The organism is Streptomyces sp. NBC_01537 (assembly GCF_045040445.1).
GTDB lineage: Bacteria > Actinomycetota > Actinomycetes > Streptomycetales > Streptomycetaceae > Actinacidiphila.
In genome coordinates this window covers 9876218-9897391 of record NZ_CP109392.1, presented here as the reverse complement: position 1 = coordinate 9897391, position 21174 = coordinate 9876218, and the positions used below count along the sequence as shown (strand labels likewise).

The following is a 21174-nucleotide window of genomic DNA, read 5'->3' as shown; positions in this document are numbered from 1 at the left end:
TGCCCCGCGCCTACCCCGCTGAGTTCCGCGCCCGCGCCATCGCGTTGGTGCGGGCAGGAAAAGAACAGAAGCTGTTCTGCCACGTCTGAAGGTCGGGCACCTGCCGGGTGACCGCGACCTGGAACCCCGGTGGCTGTGGTGCTCGGCCAGCGGCGCAAGACCGCCGACGAGCCGAATCGGCACCCGCACGGATGGCGGGACGCCCGGACGCATAGACGGCGGCCAGGGAACGGCGCAATGCCTCAGCATCCCCGACCGCTCCTTTGACGAACCCGCGAACGTGCGCAGCACCCGCTCCACGTGAGCAATCGAACCAACCCTGCTCGGCAGCGCCGAAATATCCCCTGATCAGGCACCCATAGAACGCTCGGTGCCACTCACAGAAGAGACCGCTCAGATCCACCTCACCCACCACAACCACACACTCGCCCAAATTGAGTAACACCAGGTCAGGACTCTGCCCACTGCTCAACAAGAACGACCCACGACAACATCAATGGCCGGTCATAGCAGGCCCGCCCGCATCCGCCGGTCCCGGGGGGCCTGCGTACGCTCCAGGCGGGCGTCCAGCAGGCGGGCCGCCGCCTCGCAGCGGCCGTCCGCCGTCAGCGCGTACAGCAGGGTCTCCTCGACGACCTCGCGCTGCGCCGCGCTTCCGCCGACCCGGCGCAGGACGGGCAGGAGCGCGTCGAGGCCGCGGGCGGCGTCCCGGAAGCGTTCCTCGACGAGCGCGGCGAACGCCTCGCACAGGGGGGCGATGACCTCGCGCTGGACCTCGTCGGCGGCCGCCGCGTGGTCGCGCAGCCGGCGCAGGGCGGCCAGGTCGCCGACGGCAGTGAGGGTGATGGCGCAGTGCAGGGCGGTGAAGGCGGTCGCGGGCCGTTCCAGGATCTCTGCCTCCACCGCGTCCAGGACGTCCGCGACGGGCAGGTCGCCGCGCCAGCTGTCGCTGAGCCGGGCGCGCCACAGCAGCGACCCCGAGTCCACCAGGGCGCGTACGCCGGTCACCCGGCCTGGGGCGAGCTGGGTGAACCAGCGCTTGCGTACGGCGGCGGGGTCGTCGAGGGCCAGTTCGTGCAGGGCGATGTGCCAGGAGAAATGGGCCCGGTGCACGGCGCGGCGGCCCCGCCCGGCGACCCACCGTTCCAGCCAGTCGCGGCCCGCGCCGTGCGCGCCGGTCTCGTAGTGGACGTGGGCGAGCGCGTGCGCGGCGTTCCCGGAGGCGGGCTCGGCGGCCAGGGCGCGGTGGGCGAGTTCGCCGGCCTCGTGCAGGCGGCCCTGCTCCTGGCGCAGGAACGCCAGCAGGGAGGTGTGGAACCAGTGGCCGTCGTACGCGGAGGAGGTTCGCTCGACCAGGCGCAGCGCGTAGTCGTCGTCGAGGTCGTCGACGCCGGAGAAGGCGATGGTGGGCACGGCAACGGCGAGGGCGAGCGCGTCGGCCGGGTGGTGCTCCAGGTGCCGTGCGAGGGCCGCGTCGCCTTCGTCTCCGTGGACGCGGCGGGTGACGACCTCCACGAAGGAGCGCTCGCGTTCACACGCCCGCTCCCGGGCGCAGCGTTGCGCCTCCGCCAGGGCCCGGGGTACGTCGACGGCGGCTCCGCACTCGTGTCCCAGCAGGGCGAGGGCCGCGTGCCCGAGGGCGAAGCCGGGGTCGAGGGCGACCGCGCGGCTGAGGGAGTCCTCGGCGCCCGAGCGGACCTTCAGGATCCGGTCGAGTCCGGTGCGGTAGGCGGCGGCCGCCTCGGCGTGGGTGGACAGGGCGAGGCCGTGCCCGTCGAGCGGGCGGCGCGTGGTGCGGCGCCGGGGAGTGAGCGGTGCGAGCAGCTCCTGGGCGAGGGCCGCCGCCTGGACGCGGATCTCGGGGATGGCGGTGGTCTCCCACAGCTCGCCGCGGCGCGGGGCGCCGAGGGTGTACAGGGGCAGGCCGGTGGCCCCTTGCCCGTCGAGCAGGCGCCCGTCGAGGGTGGCGACGCCCATGCCGAGCGGGCCGGGCACCGCGGCGCCGGCTTCGAACAGGGAGCGCCACAGGGGGTCATCCAGGACCGGGCCCGGGCCCGTGCAGTCGATGGCCCAGCCCACGTGCAGGTCGCGCCCGCCGGAGAGCCCGATGTCCAGCGATCCGTCGGCGCGGACGTCGGCGCGGGTGACGGTGCCGGCGTGGACGGCCAGGCGGCGCGCGGTGCGGGCGCGCAGGACGGACTCGCCGGTGGCGGGCGCCATGCGGTGGCGGTGGGTGTTCCACAACGCGCCGTCGCGGGTGAGGAATTCGGCGCGGTCCTCGGGGGTGAGGCGGCGCCACAGGTGCGCGGTGTGCGGGCGCAGGCTGTCGAGCGCGGGGCGCCAGTCGCCGTGCAGGCGCACGGCGCGGGCGACGTGGCGGTAGACGGTGCGGCGCAGCTGCTCGAAGGAAGTGTCGTAGAGGCTTTCGGGGGCGGGCATGGGGCCGGCCGGGGTCAGGGCGTGCGGCTGGGGCAGCAGGCCGTTGCGGGACACGGCGTGCACCGTGCGGCCGGGGCGTTCGAGGGTGAGGGTGAGGTCGCCGGAGGTCAGGCCGGTGCCGATGAGGAGGACGTCGCTGTCGTCGGCGCGGGGTCCGTCCAGCGCGCCGCTGGTCCAGGGGTCCGCGACGAAGCGGGCGGCGGCGCGCAGCTGCGCGGGGGCCCAGGCCGCGGTCGACGCGGCGGGGCCGGTGGCCAGGACCGCGCCGTCGGCGGCGAGCCGCGTACCGTCGGCGAGCCGGAGGGTCACCCCGGCGTCCGGGGCGCCGGCGACGTGCTCGGCGCGGGTGGTCAGCTGGCGTACGGACACGGTGCCGTGCGCGCGGACGATGGCCTGGGCGAGCGTGTCGGCGAGGTAGGCGCCGTAGCGGTAGCGGGTCGCGAAGTCGGCGGCGGTGACGGTGGGTTCGCCGTGGCGGCAGAGCCACCGGGTGAAGTGGCCGGGGTCGTCGGGGTAACAGCTCATGCCGCCCGCAGGCACGTTGAGGCGGTGCCCGGGATCCCGGGTGGTGTAGGCGGTGCCGCGGCCCGCTTCGGGGGCCGGGTCGATCAGGACCAGGTCGAGGGGGGTTCGGCGGCGCGTGGCCGCCTCACAGAGGTGGACGGCGGTCAGCGTGCCGGCCGCACCCGCACCGACGACGGCCACCGTGTACCGCTCACGGACTGGACTCACATAAGCCTCCGGCAGTTATCGGCGGCGGGGCCGGTGGAACGGAGCTCCGCCTTCGGGTCGCGCGCACTTTTCCGACCGAGTGAGTAGGAAAAGGTGTCGTTAGAGGAATCCCACCCGGCGCTCGAGGACCGCTCAAGCACCGGTCGTCGCCGGCCGGATCCGGAACCGGGGCCCGCCCGCCCGCCTCGCGCCGGGCCGCCGCCCCCGTACCGGCGGCGCGGCGCCTTCGCCGGTACGGGGGCGGGCGAGCACCGCAGGCCGGTGGGGGCGGGAGACGCGACCCACTGGCCGAAACGCACCGGGTCGTCGCGCGGGTCGGGGGTGGCTTCCGGTGGCACGGCTTCGCCTGCCGTCCCGCAACTCGTTGCGGGACGGCGACTGGGTCGCGGTTCGGCTGGCGGGACGCCCCGGGAGGAAGTCACCCAACGGGACCCTGGTGGGTCGCCGCGGCGGGACCCGGGTGGTCACCGAGCGGCGGTGGCTGCCGCGAGGGCCGGGTGGACCTTGGTGAGGAGGAGGTCGAGGCAGCGGCCCGAGGGGCGCGCAGAACTCGTCGCGGGCGGTGCGGTCGCGGCCGCCGTCGACGACGTTGTGGTGGCGGCCCTCCTGGACGGCGGTGGGTGCGGCCGCGGCTGGGACGTCTACGCCGACCCCGCCGGGCACTCCTTCTGCCTCGTGGCGCACTCAACACCACAGGAGCGAGGTGCTGCTGCGGGAGACCATGGCCAAGGCCGAGGAGGTCGCCGGGCGGTATCCGCGGCTGCGGGCCCGGCTGGAGACGCCGGCCGCCGGATGTACGGCGGGACATGGCCGCACTCCGCGTCGGTGATGATCGGTACGTTGAGGGACCCCAGGGCGTCGAGGACGGCCTCGTGCTGGCTGAGGGAGCCGGCGTCGGGCGCGTTGGCCGGCCGACGAGGACGGCGTTCGCCCGGTCGAGGAAGCCCGCGAGTCGCATGCCGTGCAGTTTCCGGCAGATGGCGAAGGCGCCGTCGCCACCCGCCTCCACGCAGACGAGCAGGCCGTCCGGGGAAAGGACACTCAAACGCAGGCGGCCGTTCCTCAGCGCTTCGTTGCTTGACACCTCGAAGCGTGAGGAGCGGCCGCCTGCGTCGTCCCGGGAAGAACCGCGGATCAGCTCGTCGAGTGACCCGCGACGTCACACCGCAAACTCAGACGGTGGACGGCGCTTCTGCCCGGCTCTTCCCGGACTCGTGCGGCGCCGTCTCCTGTGGCGTCAGGCCCGGCCGCCAGATGCGCGGCCCCAGGTCCAGGGCCAGCGCCGGAACCAGCAGGCTGCGTACCAGGAACGTGTCGAGGAGGATACCGACCGCTATCAGGAGCCCCTGCTGCAGTGCGCTCACCGTGGGGATGGCCGCAAGGACGCAGAACGTGGCAGCCAGCACCACGCCCGCCGACGTGATGACACCGCCGGTCACCGTTACCGCGGTGAGGATTCCCTCGCGGTGGCCACGCAGCCGCACCTCTTCCTTTGCGCGTGTCATCAGGAAGATGGTGTAGTCGACGCCCAGCGCGACGAGGAAGATGAAGCCGAACAGCACCAGCCCGCGGTCGATCTTCGCGTGGTCGAGTGCGTGGAACAGCAGCGAGGCCGTGCCGACGGCCGCCGCGAACGACAGCACCACGGACCCGAGCAGCACCGCAGATGCGATGGTCGCCCGCAGCAGGATGAGGAGCATCACCAGCACCACCGCGAGGATCAGCGGGATCAGCAGCGTCTCCTCGTCACCCTGCGCCTCGGAGACGTCGAGCGCCACCGCGCTCTGGCCCCCGACGACCGCGTCGGCTGCCGGCCCGGTCGATCCGTCCAGCGCCGTCCTGATGTCCCGGACGGTGTCCTTGGCGGCCGCGGAGTCCGGGGCGTCGCGGAGTACTGCTGTCAGGTGCGTCCAGCCGCCCTTGGCCACCTGGGTGCTGACGGAGGACACACCGGGCACCGTGGCGACGACGGCCGTCGCAGATTCGGCCCCGGCGTCGCGGACGTACACATCCGCAGGAGCAGACGAGCCTGCGGCGAAGTGCTTGGCCAGAACCTGCTGGCCGGTGACCGAGTCGACCTTGCCGGTGAACTGCTCCGCCTGCGTCTGGCCGGTCTGCACGCCGGTGATGCCCAGCGCCATGACGCCCAGCACCAGCGCCGTGCCGATCCACACCGCGCGCGGGCGCCGTCCCACGGCCGCGGCGATCTTTGCCCACCTGCTGTGCCCCTGCGCCGAGTTCGGGTCGTATCCCGCCGTGACGCGCGGTTTCACGGGCCAGAACACCCAGCGGCCCAGGATCACCAGCAGCGCCGGCAGCAGCGAGGTCATGGCGAAGAACACCAGGACCACACCGATGGCGACGACCGGTCCCAGACCCTGGGTGCTGTTCATGCTGCCGAACACCAGGCACAGCGTCGCGAGCGCCACCGTCGCGGCGGAGGCGGCCAGAGCCGGCAGCGAGCCGTTCACGGCCAGCGCCATCGCCGTGTGGCGGTCTTCGTGCCGGTGCAGCTCTTCCCGGTAGCGGGCGATGATCAGCAGGGCGTAGTCGGTGCCCACGCCCACTGACAGCACCATCAGTACATAGGCGCTCTGACCGTTGACCACCAGCCCCGCATGCTTGGCGAGGAGGTAGACCACGCCGCTCGCCACCTGGCTGGCCAGCCCCACGGCGATCAGCGGAATCAGCCACAGCACCGGGCTGCGGTAGGTCATGAGGAGCAGCAGCGCCACCACGCCGAGTGCGACACCCAGCAGTGCGCCGTCCATGCCGGAGTAGACCTCGGCGAAGTCGGCGATGCTCCCGGCCTCGCCGGTGATCTTGACGTCGAGACCGGTGGGGGCGCCGTCGGAGGTGAGCTTGCCGGCTTCCGTCACCTTGTCGGTGAGCACTTTGTTGTCGCTGGGCGAGGTGCGCAGCGGAACGCTCACGAAGGCCGCGACCTTGTCCTGGGAGACCACGGCGGGGGAGACCTCGCCGATGGCCACCTTGTCGGCGAGCCGGGTGCGATCGCCGTCGATCCGGGACAGGTCGGCCTGGGTGAGGCCGCCCTCGCGGGCGTAGACGATGACTGCGGTACTGGAGTCCTTGTCGGCGAAGTACTGCTCCGCGAGCTGCACCGCCTTGGTCGACTGGGCGCTCGACGGCAGCCAGGCTTCAGGGTCGTTGTCCTGTACGTCTGCCAGGCCGGCGGCCAGCGAGCCACCGATACCCATGAGCAGGAGCCACAGCACAAGCACGACCCACTTGGAGCGCCGGCCGGCGACGAAGGCAGCGTATCGGCGCGCAACGGTGGGGGAAGGAACGGGCGGTGGAACCGTTTCCGTGGGGGATGGTGCCGGGGTCTGGGTCGTCATGTGACGCTCACTGAGGGTCAGGAGCCGTGGAGCGGGGGCTCGTACGGAACTGGGTATACAAAGGTTCTTCACCACAGGGGTGGAGTCCTGGTGGAGCGCCCCTCGAGTTGGCTTGAACTCGGATTCCCTCGCCCGATGACGGTCCGTTTCCGGCCGGATTCCGGTCGAGCAGGAGGGGCGCGCTGCGCGGGAGCGCCGCCCGGGAAGGGGCCCGGGGCGGCGCGGACGAGGCGGCGGGCGGTGGCCCGGGCCCGGTCGCGTACCTCGCCGCCGCTGCCGATCCCGTCGAGCAGCACGTACGACCGGGTGCCGCGATGGGTGTGGACCGGTCACCCGTCACCGTTGCGGTCGTACAGGAGCGCATGAGGTTCCTCGGAGCGGTGGCGCAGGCACGCATGAGGCTCGCTTGAGCAGTGGCACAGACGCGCCTGAGGCTCCCTAATCGCCGCTGGTCACTGGAGGGGGGCGTGCCGCCGCTCGAAAGGTTTGTCGCGTTCGCCGGTCCCACCCGTGGGGCGGGATCCGTCAGTGTTGTGACGGACGGAAGAACGAAGAACACCGCTGAGGGAGCACCCGATGAAGGCTCGTATGAAGAACGCAGCCAAGGTTCTGCCGGACGCCATGAACGGCATTCAGAACCTCTACAAGGCCATTCACCAGGGCGGGGTCGACCCGCACACACTGGACCTGGTGCACCTCCGCGCGAGCCAGATCAACGGCTGCAGCTCCTGTGTCCACGCCGGCGTCACGGGCGCCAAGAAGGCCGGGGAGACCGACGAGCGCCTGCACGCCGTCGCCGCCTGGCGCGAGGCGCCGTTCTTCTCGGACGCCGAGCGCGCCGCGCTGGCACTGACCGAGGCTGCCACCCGGCTGGCCGACCACAGCGGGCAGGCCGTGTCGGACGCGGTCTGGGACGAGGCCGCCGACCACTTCACGGAGCAGCAGCTCGCCGCGATCATCCTCATGATCGCGACGACGAACTTCTTCAACCGGCTGAACGCCACCGTCCAGGAGCCCGCGGGCGCCGCCTGGAGCTAGTGCGGTGGCCGCCTTGGTTCACCGGGTTGCGCAGCCTCCGGCCGCGCTTGTCCTCAATCGCCGGACGGGCTGAATTCAGCCCGTCCGGCGATTGAGGACGAACCTGCCACCCAGAGGCCGACAGGACGGCCGCGAGGGCCTCACGGATCGCGGCCGCCGGCGGTGCTGCAGCCGTGCGGGACCGTACGCGGCGGGGAGTCCGAGGAAGCCGTGGCCGGTGATCGCGCCGCCCCGTGACCGTCACGGCGTGTCAGGGTCGGTCAGGAATCGAGAAGTTCGGTTCGCGGGGTCGCCTCTAACCTGCTTGCTATGGACATCACCATTCACACGGCTTCTCTGCCGCATGACGACCCGGACGCTTCGCTCGCCTTCTATCGCGACGTCCTCGGTTTCGAGGTCCGCAGCGATGTCGGCCAGGGCAGGATGCGCTGGATCACGGTAGGCCCGGCCGGTCAGCCGGGCACCTCGATCCTGCTGACACCGCCTGCCGCCGATCCCGGCATCACCGAGGACGAGCGCCGCATGATCACGGAGATGATGGCCAAGGGCACCTACGGATGGATCCTGCTGGCCACCCCGGACGTCGACGCCACGTTCGAGAAGGTGCAGGCCGGTGACACCGAAGTCGTCCAGGAGCCGACCGAGCAGCCGTACGGCATCCGCGACTGCGCCTTCCGCGACCCGTCGGGCAACCTGGTCCGCATCCAGGAGCTTCGCTGAGCAGTGCGGGTACCGATGCAGCCGTGCGGGCCGGCATCGCCACCGCCCATAGGGAACGCGGCGGCGCACCGCAGTGGGCACCCCCGACGCATCGAAGATGTCGTGAGGAAGACGTCGAAGAAGGTCGAAGACGAAAGACGAAAGGGGAGGGTTCTCATGTGCAAGCCTGAATGGCGGCGTGCACGTATCCAGGCGCAGCGTCTGGATGATCTCGCGCGGCTGCGCCGCGTCCGCGACCGGATCGACAGGGAATACGCGCGGCCACTGGACGTGGAGGCGCTCGCCCGTGATGTGAACGTGTCCGCGGGGCACCTGAGTCGGCAGTTCCGGGCCGCCTATGGTGAGTCGCCGTACGCGTACCTGATGACGCGTCGTATCGAGCGGGCGTCGGCGCTGCTGCGGCGGGGTGACCTGAGCGTGCTCGAGGTCTGCTTCGCGGTGGGCTGCGCGTCGCTGGGGACGTTCACCACCCGCTTCACCGAGCTGGTCGGTATGCCGCCCGGGGCCTTCCGGCGCCAGGCGGCCGATGCGGCGGCCGGCCATGCCGGTGCTGCGGGTGCGGCCCGTGATGCCGGGCCGGCGATCAGGGTGGAGGGGATGCCGGCGTGCGTGGCGAAGCAGGTCTCGAGACCGGTCAGGAATCGAGAAGCCGCGGCCGCCGCACAGCCCCTAGCGTGATGGTCATGGCAACCTCCACTTCCACCACTGCTACCACGTCCATCGCGTCCGTCACCCTTGAGGTGGCCGACATCGAGGCCGCCCGGCGCTTCTACAGCGCCTTCGGCGTGGACACGTACCTGCGCCTGCGGGCGTCCGAGGCGCACTCCACCGGATTCCGCGGCTTCACCCTGGCGCTCACGGTGTCCGGGCCGGCCACCGTCGACGGCTTCTTCGGCGCCGCCGTGGACGCCGGCGCCACGGTCCTGAAGCCCGCCGCGAAGTCGCTGTGGGGCTACAGCGGTGTCGTCCAGGCCCCGGACGGGACGATCTGGAAGATCGCGACCCCGGCGAAGAAGGACACCGGCCCCGACACCCGCGACATCGACGAGGTCGTCCTGTTGATCGGCGTCGAGGCCGTGAAGGCCACCAAGCAGTTCTACACCGACCGGGGCATGACCGTGACCAAGAGCTTCGGCAGCAAGTACGTCGAGTTCGCCCCCGGTCAGTCCCACCCCGTCAAAATGGCGCTGTACAAGCGCCGCGCCCTGGCCAAGGAGGTCGGCGTCCCCGCCGACGGCACCGGCTCGCACCGCATCGTCCTCGGCAGCACCGCCGACGCCTTCACCGACCCGGACGGGTTCGCCTGGGAAGCTGCCGCCCCCACGCCGTCCTGACCTCCGTCCCTGTGACAGCCGGGCCCCGGCCCGGATGTCCGACACGTATACCTCTGCTGCAGCTCAAGGAGTACGACTTGACTTCCTCCCCTGCCTAAAGGCGGGGGATTCCAGCGGTCGCCCGCTGGGTTTCCTGCTTCACCGACGACTGCCCCGTCCGGGAGGACTCCCGTTGAGGTCTTACACCGTCTCCACAGGCTGTCACGGCCAGCCCGGCCGCGAGAATGTTGCGTGCCGCGTTCACGTCACGGTCATGCACGGTGCCGCAGTCGCACGTCCACTCACGGACGTTCAACGGCAGCTTCGCCCGGATCGTGCCGCAGGCCCCGCACAGCTTGGAGCTGGGGAACCAGCGGTCGACCACGACGAGTTCGCGCCCGTACCAGGCGCACTTGTACTCCAGCATCGTCCGCAGGTCGCGCCAGGCCGCGTCCGAGATGGCTCGGGCGAGCTTGCCGTTCTTGACCATGTTGCGGACGGTCAGGTCCTCGATCACGACCGTTTGGTTCTCACGGACGAGACGAGTGGTCAGCTTGTGCAGGTGGTCGCGGCGCCGGTCGGTGATCCGGGCGTGGACCTTGGCGACCTTCAGCCGGGCCTTGTCCCGGTTGGCGGAGCCCTTCTCCTTGCGGGACAGCTGCCGTTGCGCCTTCGCCAGGCGGGCCCGGTCGCGGCGCTCGTGCCGGGGGTTGGTGACCTTCTCCCCGGTGGACAGGGTCACCAGACAGGTGATCCCGGCGTCGATCCCGACGGCGGCCGTGGTGGCCGGGGCGGGGGTGATCGCATCGTCGCACAGCAGGGACACGAACCAGCGCCCCGCCGCGTCCTGCGACACCGTCACCGTCGAGGGCTGCGCGCCTTCGGGGAGCGGCCGGGACCACACGATGTTCAGGGGCTCGCGCATCTTGGCGAGCGTCAGGGCACCGTCGCGGTAGCGGAACGCCGAGCTGGTGTACTCGGCACTCTTGCGGGACTTCTTCCGCGACTTGAAGCGCGGGTACTTCGCCCGTCCCTCGAAGAAGCTGGTGAACGCGCCTTGCAGGTGCCTCAGGCACTGCTGCAACGGCACCGAGGACACCTCGGACAAGAAAGCCAGTTCCTCGGTCTTCTTCCACGCCGTGAGCATCGCCGACGTCGCGTTGTAGTTGACCCGCTCCTGCCGCTGGTACCACGCGACGGTACGGGCCTGGAGAGCCAGGTTGTAGACCTTCCGCACGCATCCGAACGTGCGCGACAGCTCCGCCGCCTGCGCATCGTCCGGGTAGAAGCGGTACTTAAACGCCCGCTTCACGTGAGTAGCCATATCTCACAAACTACCACGCCAGCTTGTGACCGAATCCCGGTATCGCGTGGTGGACGCCGGTCCGCCCTGACGGCGAACCGGCTTTCCCTGCCCCGCTCCGCGGGTGCTTCGTTTCCTCCCCCGCCTGAAGGCGGGGGTTTCCACAAAGGAGAGCCCCGATGAAGGCACACGTCAGCTCGATCCTTCTCGGCGTCCGGGACATGGACCGGGCCAAGCAGTTCTACACCGAGGGGCTCGGCTGGAAGGTCCAGAGTGACTACGGCATCTCGGTGTTCTTCGAATCGGACGGCGCCTCGCCCGTCGGCTTCTACAGCCGCGAAGGACTGGCCGACCAGGTGGGCACGGACCATGAGGGCAGCGGCTTCAGCGGACTGGTCCTGACCTACGTCGTCCGCAGCGAGGCGCGGGTCGACGAGATCATGGCGGAGGCCGCGAAGGCCGGCGCCACGGTCCTCAAGCCCGCCGGCGCTCTGCCGTGGGGCGGGTACGGCGGCACCTTCGCCGACCCGGACGGCTACGTCTGGAGTCTCGGCTTCAGCACCCAGGGAACCGACCAGCCCTACGCCGAGTAGCCGCGGTTCCCTGCCTCACAGCCGTCCCGGACGGCGATGGGCCCGTGCGGGAAGCGGGAGCGGCCACCGGAGCCGGGCGGGCCGGATCCGCGGCGGGCCGGCAGAACAACAGGAGGTAGATCATGAAGTTTCTGTCCCACGTCGAGCCGCCCGAGCCCATGCGGGGCCTGCTGGTTCCACCCGAGGTGGTGGAAGCTCTCGGCGAGGGCTCGCGGCCACCGGTGACGATCACGCTCAACGGGCATTCCTGGAGGAGCCGGGTCGCCTTCCTGCGCGGCCGCCACCTGATCGGCCTCAGCCACGCCAACCGGCAGGCCGCGGGTGTCGAGATCGGCGAGGAGGTCGAGGTCGAGTTGGAGCTCGACACCGAGCCGCGCGTCGTCGTCGAGCCGGAGGATTTCGCCCGAGCCCTGGACGACGACCCGGTCGCCCGCGCCGCGTACGACCACCTCACGTACAGCCGCAAGCGCGAGCACGTGCGTGCCGTCGAGAGCGCGAAGATGCCCGAGACGCGCCGGCGGCGCATCGAGAAGGCCATCGCCACCCTGCGGGGCTGACCCCCCGGGGGGGCAGGCCTCCGACGCCATACGCACCAGCCGTTCCTCAGCGCTTCGTTGGTCGACACCTCGAAGCGTGAAGAACGGCTGTTTGCGTTCTCCCGGGAAGAACCGCAGGTCACCTACTGGGCGCCGCCGGGGGCAGCAGGCGGTGCAAGCGGGCCGCTATCGGTTCTCGACCGGTGATGCACCGGCGCACTCGAAGCTGCAGACACAGGGCGAGGTGAGAGCACCTCCGGTCGGCATGAGGAGTGCGTATGCGCAAGGTCGTTTCCCGGGACGGCACGACGATCGCCTACGACAAGTCGGGCGAGGGCCCCCCACTCGTGCTGCTCAACGGTGCATTCCGCGATCACACGATCTTCGACGAGCTCGTTCCCGAGCTGGCGCAGCACTGCACCGTGTATGCCTACGACCGCCGCGGGCGCGGCCAGAGCGGTGACGCTCCCGAGTACGCCGTCGAGCGGGAGATCGAGGATCTCCAGGCCGTGATCGAGGAGGCGGGCGGCTCAGCGGCCGTGTTCGCCGGGTCCACGGGCGCGAACATGGCGCTCCAGGCGGCGCTCGCGGGCACGCCGATCGCCAAGCTGGCGCTCCACGAGCCGTTCTTCCGGGTCGACGGGTTCCCCAAGCCCCCGTCGAACTCCGCGGAGACGCTCCGGGTCATCCTGGAGGAAGGCGACCGGCGCGACGAGGCGGCCGAGTACTTCCTCGGCCCCGTCCTGGGCCTGACCCCCGACGCGGTCGCGGAGTGGCGCAGGAGCCCGATCTGGGCGATGAACGAGGCGAACGCGCACACGCTGCTGTACGACGTCAGGATCTGCGGCGACTTCACCGTCCCGGCCGGCCGTCTCGCCGGATTCCGGACGGAGACGCTGGTCCTCAACAGCGACAGCACCAGCGCCTGGCTGCGTGCGGCGGCGCAGGCGACCGCGGCGGCCCTGCCCAACGGCCGGGGCCTCGAGCTGCCCGGATCCTGGCACCGGATCGACATGGATGTGCTCGGCCGGACGCTGGTCGAGTTCGCCACCGCCTGAAAGGTCCCGCCACCCCTGCCCGCGCCGACGCCCTGCAGCGCGGCGGACGTGCTCGACCCATCCCTGAAAGTACGCCAACTACCTCCCGGGAGAACACCACCGTGACCACGGCTCACACCCTGGCCGCCGGGGACACCGCAGAGGCGGCCCCGGCCGCTGCGCGCGGCGCCACCGTGTGGCTGACCGGGCTGCCCAGCGCCGGCAAGTCCACTCTCGCCCGCACCCTCGCCGAGCGCCTGCGCGCCGAGGGACACGAGGTCGAGGTGCTCGACGGCGACGAGATCCGCAGGTTCCTCTCCGCGGGCCTGGGCTTCACCCGCGAGGACCGGCACACCAACGTGCAGCGGATCGGCCTCGTGGCCGGGCTGCTGGCCTCCCACGGCGTCAAGACGCTGGTTCCGGTCATCGCCCCGTACGCCGACTCCCGAGCCGCCGTCCGTGCCCGGCACGCCGCCTGCGGCACACCGTTCCTGGAGATCCACGTGGCCACCCCGGTCACGCTCTGTTCCCAGCGCGACGTGAAGGGCCTGTACGCCAAGCAGGCGGCCGGTGAGGTCTCCGGTCTCACGGGCGTCGACGACCCGTACGAGGTACCTGAGAGCCCGGAGCTGCGCATCCAGACGCAGAGCCGCTCGGTGGCCGATTCCGCAGCCGAGCTACACACCTTCCTGACCGAGAGGGGCCTGGCATGACGACCGTGACCCATCGCCTGATCGAGGCGTCGGGGAACCCCTTCGCGCTGACGCACCTGGACTCGCTGGAGTCCGAGGCGGTCCACATCTTCCGCGAGGTGGCGGGCGAGTTCGAGAAGCCGGTGATCCTCTTCTCCGGCGGCAAGGACTCGATCGTCATGCTGCACCTGGCGCTCAAGGCGTTCGCGCCGGCACCGGTGCCGTTCGTGCTGCTGCACGTCGACACCGGTCACAACTTCCGCGAGGCCATCGACTACCGGGACCGCACGGTGGCGCAGCACAACCTGCGCCTGCACGTGGCCTCGGTCCAGGACTACATCGACGCCGGCAAGCTCAAGGAGCGCCCCGACGGCACCCGCAACCCGCTGCAGACCGTCCCGCTGACCGAGGCGATCCAGCAGCACAGGTTCGACGCCGTCTTCGGCGGCGGCCGCCGCGACGAGGAGAAGGCCCGCGCCAAGGAGCGCGTCTTCTCCCTGCGCAACGAGTTCTCCCAGTGGGACCCGCGCCGCCAGCGCCCCGAGCTGTGGCAGCTCTACAACGGCCGCCACGCGCCGGGCGAGCACGTGCGCGTCTTCCCGCTCTCCAACTGGACCGAGCTGGACGTGTGGCAGTACATCGCCCGCGAGAAGATCGAACTGCCGGAGATCTACTTCGCCCACGAACGGGACGTCTTCCTGCGGGGCGGCATGTGGCTGACCGCTGGCGAGTGGGGCGGCCCGAAGGACGGCGAGAGGGTCGAGAAGCGGCTCGTCCGCTACCGCACCGTGGGCGACATGTCCTGCACCGGCGCCGTCGACTCCGACGCCGCCACGCTCGACGCGGTGATCGCCGAGATCGCTGTCTCCCGCCTCACCGAGCGGGGCGCGACCCGGGCCGACGACAAGCTGTCCGAGGCCGCGATGGAAGACCGCAAGCGCGAAGGGTACTTCTAGCGATGACCACCACCACCGAGCAGCTCAGCGCCACCACGCTGCTGCGCTTCGCCACCGCGGGTTCCGTCGACGACGGCAAGTCCACCCTGGTCGGCCGCCTGCTGCACGACTCCAAGTCGGTCCTCACCGACCAGTTGGAGGCCGTCGCACGGGTCTCGGCCGGCCGCGGACAGGACACCCCCGACCTGGCCCTGCTGACCGACGGCCTGCGGGCCGAGCGGGAGCAGGGCATCACCATCGACGTCGCCTACCGCTACTTCGCCACCGCGCGCCGCCGGTTCATCCTCGCCGACACCCCCGGGCACGTGCAGTACACCCGCAACATGGTCACCGGCGCCTCCACCGCCGACCTCGCGGTCGTACTCGTCGACGCCCGCAACGGCATGGTCGAGCAGACCCGCCGGCACACCGCGGTCGCCGCCCTGCTGCGGGTGCCCCACTTGGTCCTGGCCGTCAACAAGATGGACCTCGTCGGCTACGAGGAGTGCGTCTTCGCGAAGATCGCCGAGGAGTTCGCCTCGTACGCCGCCACGCTCGGGGTCAAGAACGTCGTGGCGATCCCGCTCTCCGCGCTGGCCGGCGACAACGTCGTCGAGCACTCCGCCACCATGGACTGGTACGGCGGCCGGACCCTGCTGGAGCACCTGGAGACCGTCCCGGTCGGCAGCGACCCGAGGGAGGAGCCCGCCCGCTTCCCGGTCCAGTACGTGATCCGCCCGCAGACCGCCGAGCACCCCGACTACCGGGGCTACGCCGGCCAGATCGCCTCCGGCGTGCTGCGGGTCGGGGACGCCGTCACCGTCCTGCCCTCCGGCCGCACCACTGCCGTCGCGGCCATCGACACGCTCGGCAGGCAGACGGACGTCGCCTGGGCGCCCCAGTCCGTCACCGTCCGGCTCACCGACGATGTCGACGTCTCGCGCGGCGACCTGATCGCGGCCGGGGGCACGGCCGGGGCGCCCACCAAGGACATCGGGGCCAGTGTCTGCCACCTCAACGAGCGCCCCCTGCACGTCGGCGCCAAGGTCCTGCTCAAGCACACCACCCGCACCGTGCGCGCCGTGGTCGAGGACATCTCGTACCGGATCGACATCAGCACGCTCGAACGGCGCCCCGGCGCGGCGGGTCTGCAGGTCAACGACATCGGCCACGTCGTGCTGCGCACGGCCGAGCCGCTCGCGCTCGACCCCTACGCCGACAACCGCCGGACGGGCTCGTTCCTGCTGATCGACCCGGCCGACGGCGCCACCCTCGCGGCCGGCATGGCGGGTGGGCCCTTCGGGACCGTACGGCGCACAGCCGAGGCAACCAACGAGGAGGACTGGGTCTGATGCACCACCAGACGATCGGGCGCGTGGCCATGGCGGCCGTAGCGGTGACCGCGGCTACCGGGCTGCTGTCGGGCTGCGGCTACGGAGCCAGTGTCGAGGCAGCCCCGGCGAAGCAGACCTACGGCGCCCCGGGCGCGAAGCTCTCCGCCGGCACCGTGAGGATCGGCTACTTCCCGAACCTCACGCACGGGACCGCCCTGGTGGGCCTGCAGGACGGCCTGTTCCAGAAGGAGCTGGGGTCGACCCGGATCAAGTCCCAGTCCTTCAACGCCGGTCCGGCCGAAATCGAGGCGCTCAACGCCGGTTCGGTCGACATCGGCTGGATCGGCCCGAACTCGGCGATCAACGGCTACGCCAAGTCGCACGGCACGTCCCTGCGGATCATCGGCGGCGCGGCATCCGGCGGTGTGAAGCTGGTGGTCAACCCGGCGAGGATCAGCTCGCTGGACGACCTCCGGGGCAAGAAGCTCGCCACCCCGCAACTGGGCGGTACCCAGGACGTCGCCCTGCTCAACTATCTGGCGGGCAAGGGCTACAAGGTGGACCCGGCCTCCGGCGCGGGCGACGTCAGTGTTCTCCGTACGGAGAACAAGGTGGTGCCGGAGGCGTACAAGTCCGGCTCCATCGACGGCGCCTGGGTGCCCGAGCCGACCGCCTCCAAGCTGGTCACGCTCGGCGCGAAGGTCCTGCTGGACGAGAAGTCGCTGTGGCCGGACGGCAAGTTCGTGACCGCCAGCATCATCGTCTCGCAGAAGTTCCTGACCGCGCACCCCGACGTGGTCGAGGCCGTGCTGCGCGGCTCGCTGGCGGCCAACGCCTTCATCAAGGCCGACCCGGAGAAGGCGAAGGCCGACGCCAACCTGCGGATCAAGGCCGACACGGGCAAAGCGCTGCCGCCCGCCGTCCTCGACCCCGCGTGGGCAGGCATCGACTTCATCGACGACCCGCTGGCCGCCACCCTGCGGACCGTGGCCGACCACGCGGTCGCCGCGGGCCTGCTCGACAAGCCCGAACTCTCCGGGATCGTCGACCTGACCCTGCTCAACAAGGTACTCACGGCGGCGGGCCGGCCCGCCGTGGCGGACGCCGGGCTCGGCGTCAAGTGACGACCCGCACCCCGTAGCTCCGCGCAGCGCCCCGTCCACTCCCGCAGGAGGTTTCCGCCATGACCACGGCACTGACCATCCCGAAGTGCGCCCCCGTCGTCGAGACCACGGACGACTACCCGGCGGTCCGGCTCTCGCACGTCTCCAAGGCCTTCGGCCGTCCCGGTGCGGGCTCCGTCGTGCTCGACAACATCAACCTGGACGTGGCCCCGGGCGAGTTCGTCACCCTGCTCGGCGCTTCCGGCTGCGGCAAATCCACCCTGTTGAACCTGGTGGCGGGGCTCGACGAACCCAGCGCCGGAACCATCGAGGTACCCGGCACCCGGCCGTCGCTGATGTTCCAGGACCACGCGCTGTTCCCGTGGCTGAGCGCGGGCCGGAACATCGAGCTGGCGCTGCGCCTGGCGGGCGTACCGCGCGAGAACCGCAGGCCCGAGGCCGAGCGACTGCTGGAGCTGGTCCGCCTCGGCGGTGCGTACCGCAAGCGGGTGCACGAGCTCTCCGGCGGCATGCGCCAGCGCGTGGCCGTGGCGCGCGCGCTCGCCCAGGGCAGCACCGTACTGCTGATGGACGAGCCGTTCGCCGCACTCGACGCCATCACCCGGGACGTCCTGCACGAGGAGATCACCCGGATCTGGAACGAGCGCAAGCTCACCGTCCTGTTCGTCACCCACAACGTCAGAGAGGCCGTGCGCCTCGCCCAGCGCGTCGTCCTGCTGTCGTCCCGGCCCGGCCGGATCGCCCGGGAGTGGCGCGTCGACCTGCCGCATTCGCTGCGGAGCGAGCCCGCCGAGGTCGCGGCGCTGTCCATCGAAATCACCGAGCACCTGCGTGGGGAGATACGCCGCCATGTCCAGCACTGACGCCCGGCCCGCGGCGAGCGGCCGCGCCGCCCGCCGCGACGACGTGGGGGCCGGCCTCGACACACTGGGGGCCGGCCTGGACGCACTGGAGGCCGGCCACGCGCAGCGCGCCTCGTTCGGCCAGGTACTGAGGGCGAAAGTGCTGCCGCCGATCCTGGGCTTCGTGCTGGTCGTCGGTCTCTGGCAGCTCGCCTACAGCCTGCACCTGGCCAGCCCCGAGAAGCTGTCGAGTCCGGCCGAGGTGTGGCACGCGCTCACGCTCCTGTGGGGCGACGGCACCCTGTTCTCCGTCATCTGGACCAGCCTCTGGCGCGGCGTCACGGGCTTCGTGGCGGCCGTCGCGATCGGTACGCCGATCGGCCTGCTCGTCGCCCAGGTCAAGCCGATACGGGCCGCCATCGGGCCGGTGCTGACGGGCCTGCAGTCGCTGCCTTCGGTCGCCTGGGTGCCGGCCGCCGTCATCTGGCTCGGCATCAACAACTCGGCCATGTACGCCGTGATCCTGCTGGGTGCGGCGCCCTCGATCGCCAACGGCCTGATCGCCGGGGTCGACCAGGTGCCGCCGCTGTTCCTGCGGGCCGGTCGTACGCTCGGTGCGAACGGTCTGCGCGGCGCCCGGCACGTGCTGCTGCCCGCCGCCCTGCCCGGGTACCTGGCCGGTCTGAAGCAGGGCTGGGCGTTCTCCTGGCGGTCGCTGATGGCCGCTGAACTCATCGCCTCCTCCCCCGATCTGGGGACCGGCCTCGGCCGCTACCTGGAGAACCAGCGGGAGTTCTCCGACATGCCGGGTGTGCTGCTCGGCATCATCCTGATCTTCGTCGTCGGCGTCGCCATCGACCTGCTGTTCTTCAGCCCGCTGGAGCGCCGGGTGCTGCGCAGCCGCGGGCTGCTGGCCGCGCGGTGAGGCGCCCGTCCGCCGGCGGAACCCGGCACGGTCCCGATGTCGGGTTGAGCACCGTTGCACGAGATGCCCTTGGGCGGTTCCCCTACGAATGGAGATCGACATGGGCGAGAGGCCCAGGTCCGCTATGCGATCCCTGTGGAAGACATTGGCCGAAGGCCTGATGTGGACGGGGCTTGCGTGGAACGGCATGTGTCCCCCCTACGTATGGAAGGAATCCGCCGCCCTGCCTGCCGACCAGCCGTGCCTGCCACCGCTGTCGGAAGCGGAGCTCGCCCAGTGGACGGCACTGGTCAGGCAGTTGCAATAGGCACGACCTGGATCTGGTGACCACGCCGCGGCACATGCCTGTGTCCACGGCTCTCGTTCCGGCGCGGGGCTCCGGCGGCTTCAACTCCGCGGTCGTCCTGCGTTCCGTCGACCGGAACCGACCAACAAGAGAAGGAGGCCAGGGTGAGCAGCGCCGGATCGGGCACCACGCGTCCCCGGGCACTGATGAAAGACGGCCAGTTGCGACGCATCCTCGGGCTGTTCCGCCCGTACCGGAGGCAGCTGCTGTCCGTCGTGTTGCTGGTCGCGGGCTCCTCCCTGGTCGCCCTCGTCAACCCGTTCCTGATCCGCGAGATCATGGACACGGCGCTGCCGCAGGACAGGCTGGGGCTGCTGTCCCTGCTCTCCCTCGGAATGATCATGGTGTCGGTCACCACCAGCTCGTTCAACGTCTGGCAGACGCACGTGTCGGCCACGGTGGGCCAGCTCGTCATGCACGACCTGCGCACGGCGGTGTACTCCCACCTCCAGCGGATGTCGCTGGCCTTCTTCGCCCGCACCCGTACCGGCGAGGTGCAGTCGCGCATCTCCAACGACATCGGCGGGATGCAGGTCACCATTACGACCACCGCCACGGCGCTGCTGTCCGACATGACGGTCGTCATCGCCGCGACCACCGCCATGTTCCTGCTCGACTGGCGGCTGACGCTCGCGTCCATGCTCATGCTTCCGGCGTTCGCCCTGGTGAGCCGTCGCGTCGGGAACGAGCGGCGGAACATCACCCGTGACCGGCAGCGGCAGCTCGCCGAGCTGTCCTCGACCATGCAGGAGTCGCTGTCGATCAGCGGGATCCTGCTCAGCCACACCATGGGCCGTTCGCGCTCCCTGACCGACAACTTCGCGCGGCAGTCGCGCAGGCTCACCGACGTCGAGGTGCGCGTCACCACCGCGGGCCTGTGGTACCAGTCCACGATCTGGATCGTCATAGCCTCCATGCCGGCGATGATCTACTGGGTCTCGGGGCTGACCTCGAACAACGGCCACATGGCCATCTCCATCGGCTCCCTGGTCGCGTTCACGTCCCTCCAGCAGAGCCTGTTCCGCCCGGCGCAGCGGCTGCTGACCGTCGGGATCGAGATCCAGGGCTCTCTCGAGCTGTTCGGCCGCATCTTCGAGTACCTCGACCTGCCCGTCGACATCGCCGAGCCCGAGCGGCCGGTCGAGCCGGCCGCCTTGCGGGGGCGGGTGCGCATGCGGGGGGTCGGCTTCTCCTATGCGGGAACGGAGCAGCCGACGCTGGCCGACGTCGACGTGACCGTCCCCGCGGGCCGCAGCCTCGCGATCGTCGGAGAGACCGGCTCGGGCAAGACCACGCTCAGCTACCTCATCCCGCGGCTGTACGACGTCACGTCCGGTTCCGTCACGATCGACGGGGTCGATGTACGCGACCTGTCCTTCGACACGCTCAGGGCCGCGGTCGGCGTCGTCTCCCAGGAGACGTACCTGTTCCACGCCACGGTCGCGGACAACCTGCGGTTCGCCAAGCCCGACGCGACCGACGGGGAGCTGTTCGCGGCGGCGCGGATCGCCCACATCCACGACTATCTGATGTTGCTGCCCGACGGCTACGACACGGTGGTCGGCGAGCGCGGGTACCGGTTCTCCGGCGGCGAGAAGCAGCGGCTGGCGATTGCCCGCACCATCCTGCGCGACCCGCCGATCCTGGTGCTCGACGAGGCCACCAGCGCCTTGGACGCCCATACCGAGCAGGCCGTGCAGAAGGCCATCGACGCGGCCAGCGTGGGCCGTACCACCATCACGGTCGCCCACCGGCTGTCGACCGTCCGCAACGCCGACGAGATCATCGTGCTGGACCGGGGCCGGGTCTCCGAGCGCGGCACCCACGACGAGCTGCTCCTGCGCGGCGGCCACTACGCGACGCTCATCAACCGGGACAGCGAGCCCATAGCGGTCTGAAATCCGCC

18 protein-coding genes and 1 pseudogene are annotated in these 21174 nt (G+C 70.9%); 15 read left to right on the top strand and 4 right to left on the bottom strand.

Features of this window, described 5'->3' with window-relative positions:
• Nucleotides 1–504: 504 nt before the first annotated feature.
• Nucleotides 505–3171: an FAD/NAD(P)-binding protein gene (locus tag OG607_RS45505; protein WP_405717058.1), complete on the bottom strand. Its 2667-nt coding sequence runs from the start codon at nucleotides 3169–3171 to the stop codon at nucleotides 505–507.
• Between the two features lie 703 nt (nucleotides 3172–3874).
• Here OG607_RS45505 and OG607_RS45500 point away from each other — a divergent pair.
• On the top strand, nucleotides 3875–4000 hold the full coding sequence (locus OG607_RS45500; protein ID WP_405737488.1) for a hypothetical protein: 126 nt from the start codon (nucleotides 3875–3877) through the stop codon (nucleotides 3998–4000).
• On the opposite strand, the pseudogene OG607_RS45495 reads toward OG607_RS45500, so the two are convergent.
• Nucleotides 3963–4204 (bottom strand): annotated as a pseudogene (locus OG607_RS45495) (LD-carboxypeptidase); the annotation flags it as partial. The gene OG607_RS45500 and the pseudogene OG607_RS45495 overlap by 38 nt on opposite strands.
• Nucleotides 4205–4343: 139 nt before the next feature.
• Nucleotides 4344–6413, bottom strand: a complete 2070-nt coding sequence (locus OG607_RS45490; protein WP_405717060.1) for an MMPL family transporter — start codon at nucleotides 6411–6413, stop codon at nucleotides 4344–4346.
• Between the two features lie 693 nt (nucleotides 6414–7106).
• On the opposite strand from OG607_RS45490, the gene OG607_RS45485 reads away from it, so the two are divergent.
• The 4 genes from OG607_RS45485 (at nucleotide 7107) to OG607_RS45470 (ending at nucleotide 9622) form a co-directional block, all read left to right on the top strand.
• Nucleotides 7107–7568, top strand: coding sequence for a carboxymuconolactone decarboxylase family protein (locus tag OG607_RS45485; protein WP_405717062.1), 462 nt, complete (start codon nucleotides 7107–7109; stop codon nucleotides 7566–7568).
• 309 nt (nucleotides 7569–7877) lie between these two features.
• Complete coding sequence (locus OG607_RS45480) at nucleotides 7878–8288, top strand: VOC family protein (RefSeq protein WP_405717065.1); 411 nt, start codon at nucleotides 7878–7880, stop codon at nucleotides 8286–8288.
• Nucleotides 8289–8444: 156 nt separating this feature from the next.
• Complete coding sequence (locus OG607_RS45475) at nucleotides 8445–8966, top strand: helix-turn-helix domain-containing protein (protein WP_405717068.1); 522 nt, start codon at nucleotides 8445–8447, stop codon at nucleotides 8964–8966.
• A complete protein-coding gene (locus tag OG607_RS45470) occupies nucleotides 8966–9622 on the top strand; it encodes a glyoxalase (RefSeq protein ID WP_405717070.1) in 657 nt (218 codons plus the stop codon). The genes OG607_RS45475 and OG607_RS45470 overlap by 1 nt, the downstream gene beginning before the upstream one ends.
• Nucleotides 9623–9716: 94 nt before the next feature.
• On the opposite strand, the gene OG607_RS45465 is transcribed toward OG607_RS45470, so the two are convergent.
• A complete protein-coding gene (locus OG607_RS45465) occupies nucleotides 9717–10925 on the bottom strand; it encodes an RNA-guided endonuclease InsQ/TnpB family protein (protein ID WP_405717073.1) in 1209 nt (402 codons plus the stop codon).
• A gap of 158 nt (nucleotides 10926–11083) precedes the next feature.
• On the opposite strand from OG607_RS45465, the gene OG607_RS45460 reads away from it, so the two are divergent.
• The 10 genes from OG607_RS45460 (at nucleotide 11084) to OG607_RS45415 (ending at nucleotide 21166) form a co-directional block, all read left to right on the top strand.
• Entirely contained in the window at nucleotides 11084–11497 is a 414-nt protein-coding gene (locus OG607_RS45460) for a VOC family protein (RefSeq protein WP_326782980.1), read from the top strand.
• A 122-nt stretch (nucleotides 11498–11619) separates the two neighbouring features.
• The gene (locus tag OG607_RS45455) at nucleotides 11620–12054 is read left to right on the top strand and encodes a YdeI/OmpD-associated family protein (protein ID WP_405717075.1); all 435 of its coding nucleotides are present in this window, start codon (nucleotides 11620–11622) and stop codon (nucleotides 12052–12054) included.
• Between the two features lie 257 nt (nucleotides 12055–12311).
• Nucleotides 12312–13091, top strand: a complete 780-nt coding sequence (locus OG607_RS45450; RefSeq protein WP_405717078.1) for an alpha/beta fold hydrolase — start codon at nucleotides 12312–12314, stop codon at nucleotides 13089–13091.
• A 101-nt stretch (nucleotides 13092–13192) separates the two neighbouring features.
• Nucleotides 13193–13783: an adenylyl-sulfate kinase gene (gene cysC / locus OG607_RS45445; protein WP_405717080.1), complete on the top strand. Its 591-nt coding sequence runs from the start codon at nucleotides 13193–13195 to the stop codon at nucleotides 13781–13783.
• Complete coding sequence (gene cysD, locus OG607_RS45440; protein ID WP_405717083.1) at nucleotides 13780–14718, top strand: sulfate adenylyltransferase subunit CysD; 939 nt, start codon at nucleotides 13780–13782, stop codon at nucleotides 14716–14718. The genes cysC and cysD overlap by 4 nt, the downstream gene beginning before the upstream one ends.
• A 2-nt stretch (nucleotides 14719–14720) precedes the next feature.
• Nucleotides 14721–16049 carry a sulfate adenylyltransferase subunit 1 gene (locus tag OG607_RS45435; protein WP_405717086.1) on the top strand — a complete coding sequence of 443 codons (1329 nt, stop codon included), beginning with the start codon at nucleotides 14721–14723 and terminating at the stop codon, nucleotides 16047–16049.
• A complete protein-coding gene (locus OG607_RS45430; RefSeq protein ID WP_405717088.1) occupies nucleotides 16049–17155 on the top strand; it encodes an aliphatic sulfonate ABC transporter substrate-binding protein in 1107 nt (368 codons plus the stop codon). The genes OG607_RS45435 and OG607_RS45430 overlap by 1 nt, the downstream gene beginning before the upstream one ends.
• Before the next feature lie 59 nt (nucleotides 17156–17214).
• Nucleotides 17215–18018 carry an ABC transporter ATP-binding protein gene (locus OG607_RS45425; RefSeq protein ID WP_405717090.1) on the top strand — a complete coding sequence of 268 codons (804 nt, stop codon included), beginning with the start codon at nucleotides 17215–17217 and terminating at the stop codon, nucleotides 18016–18018.
• Entirely contained in the window at nucleotides 18005–18922 is a 918-nt protein-coding gene (locus OG607_RS45420; protein WP_405717092.1) for an ABC transporter permease, read from the top strand. The genes OG607_RS45425 and OG607_RS45420 overlap by 14 nt, the downstream gene beginning before the upstream one ends.
• 492 nt (nucleotides 18923–19414) lie before the next feature.
• The gene (locus OG607_RS45415) at nucleotides 19415–21166 is read left to right on the top strand and encodes an ABC transporter ATP-binding protein (protein WP_405736444.1); all 1752 of its coding nucleotides are present in this window, start codon (nucleotides 19415–19417) and stop codon (nucleotides 21164–21166) included.
• The last annotated feature ends 8 nt before the right edge of the window (nucleotides 21167–21174 follow it).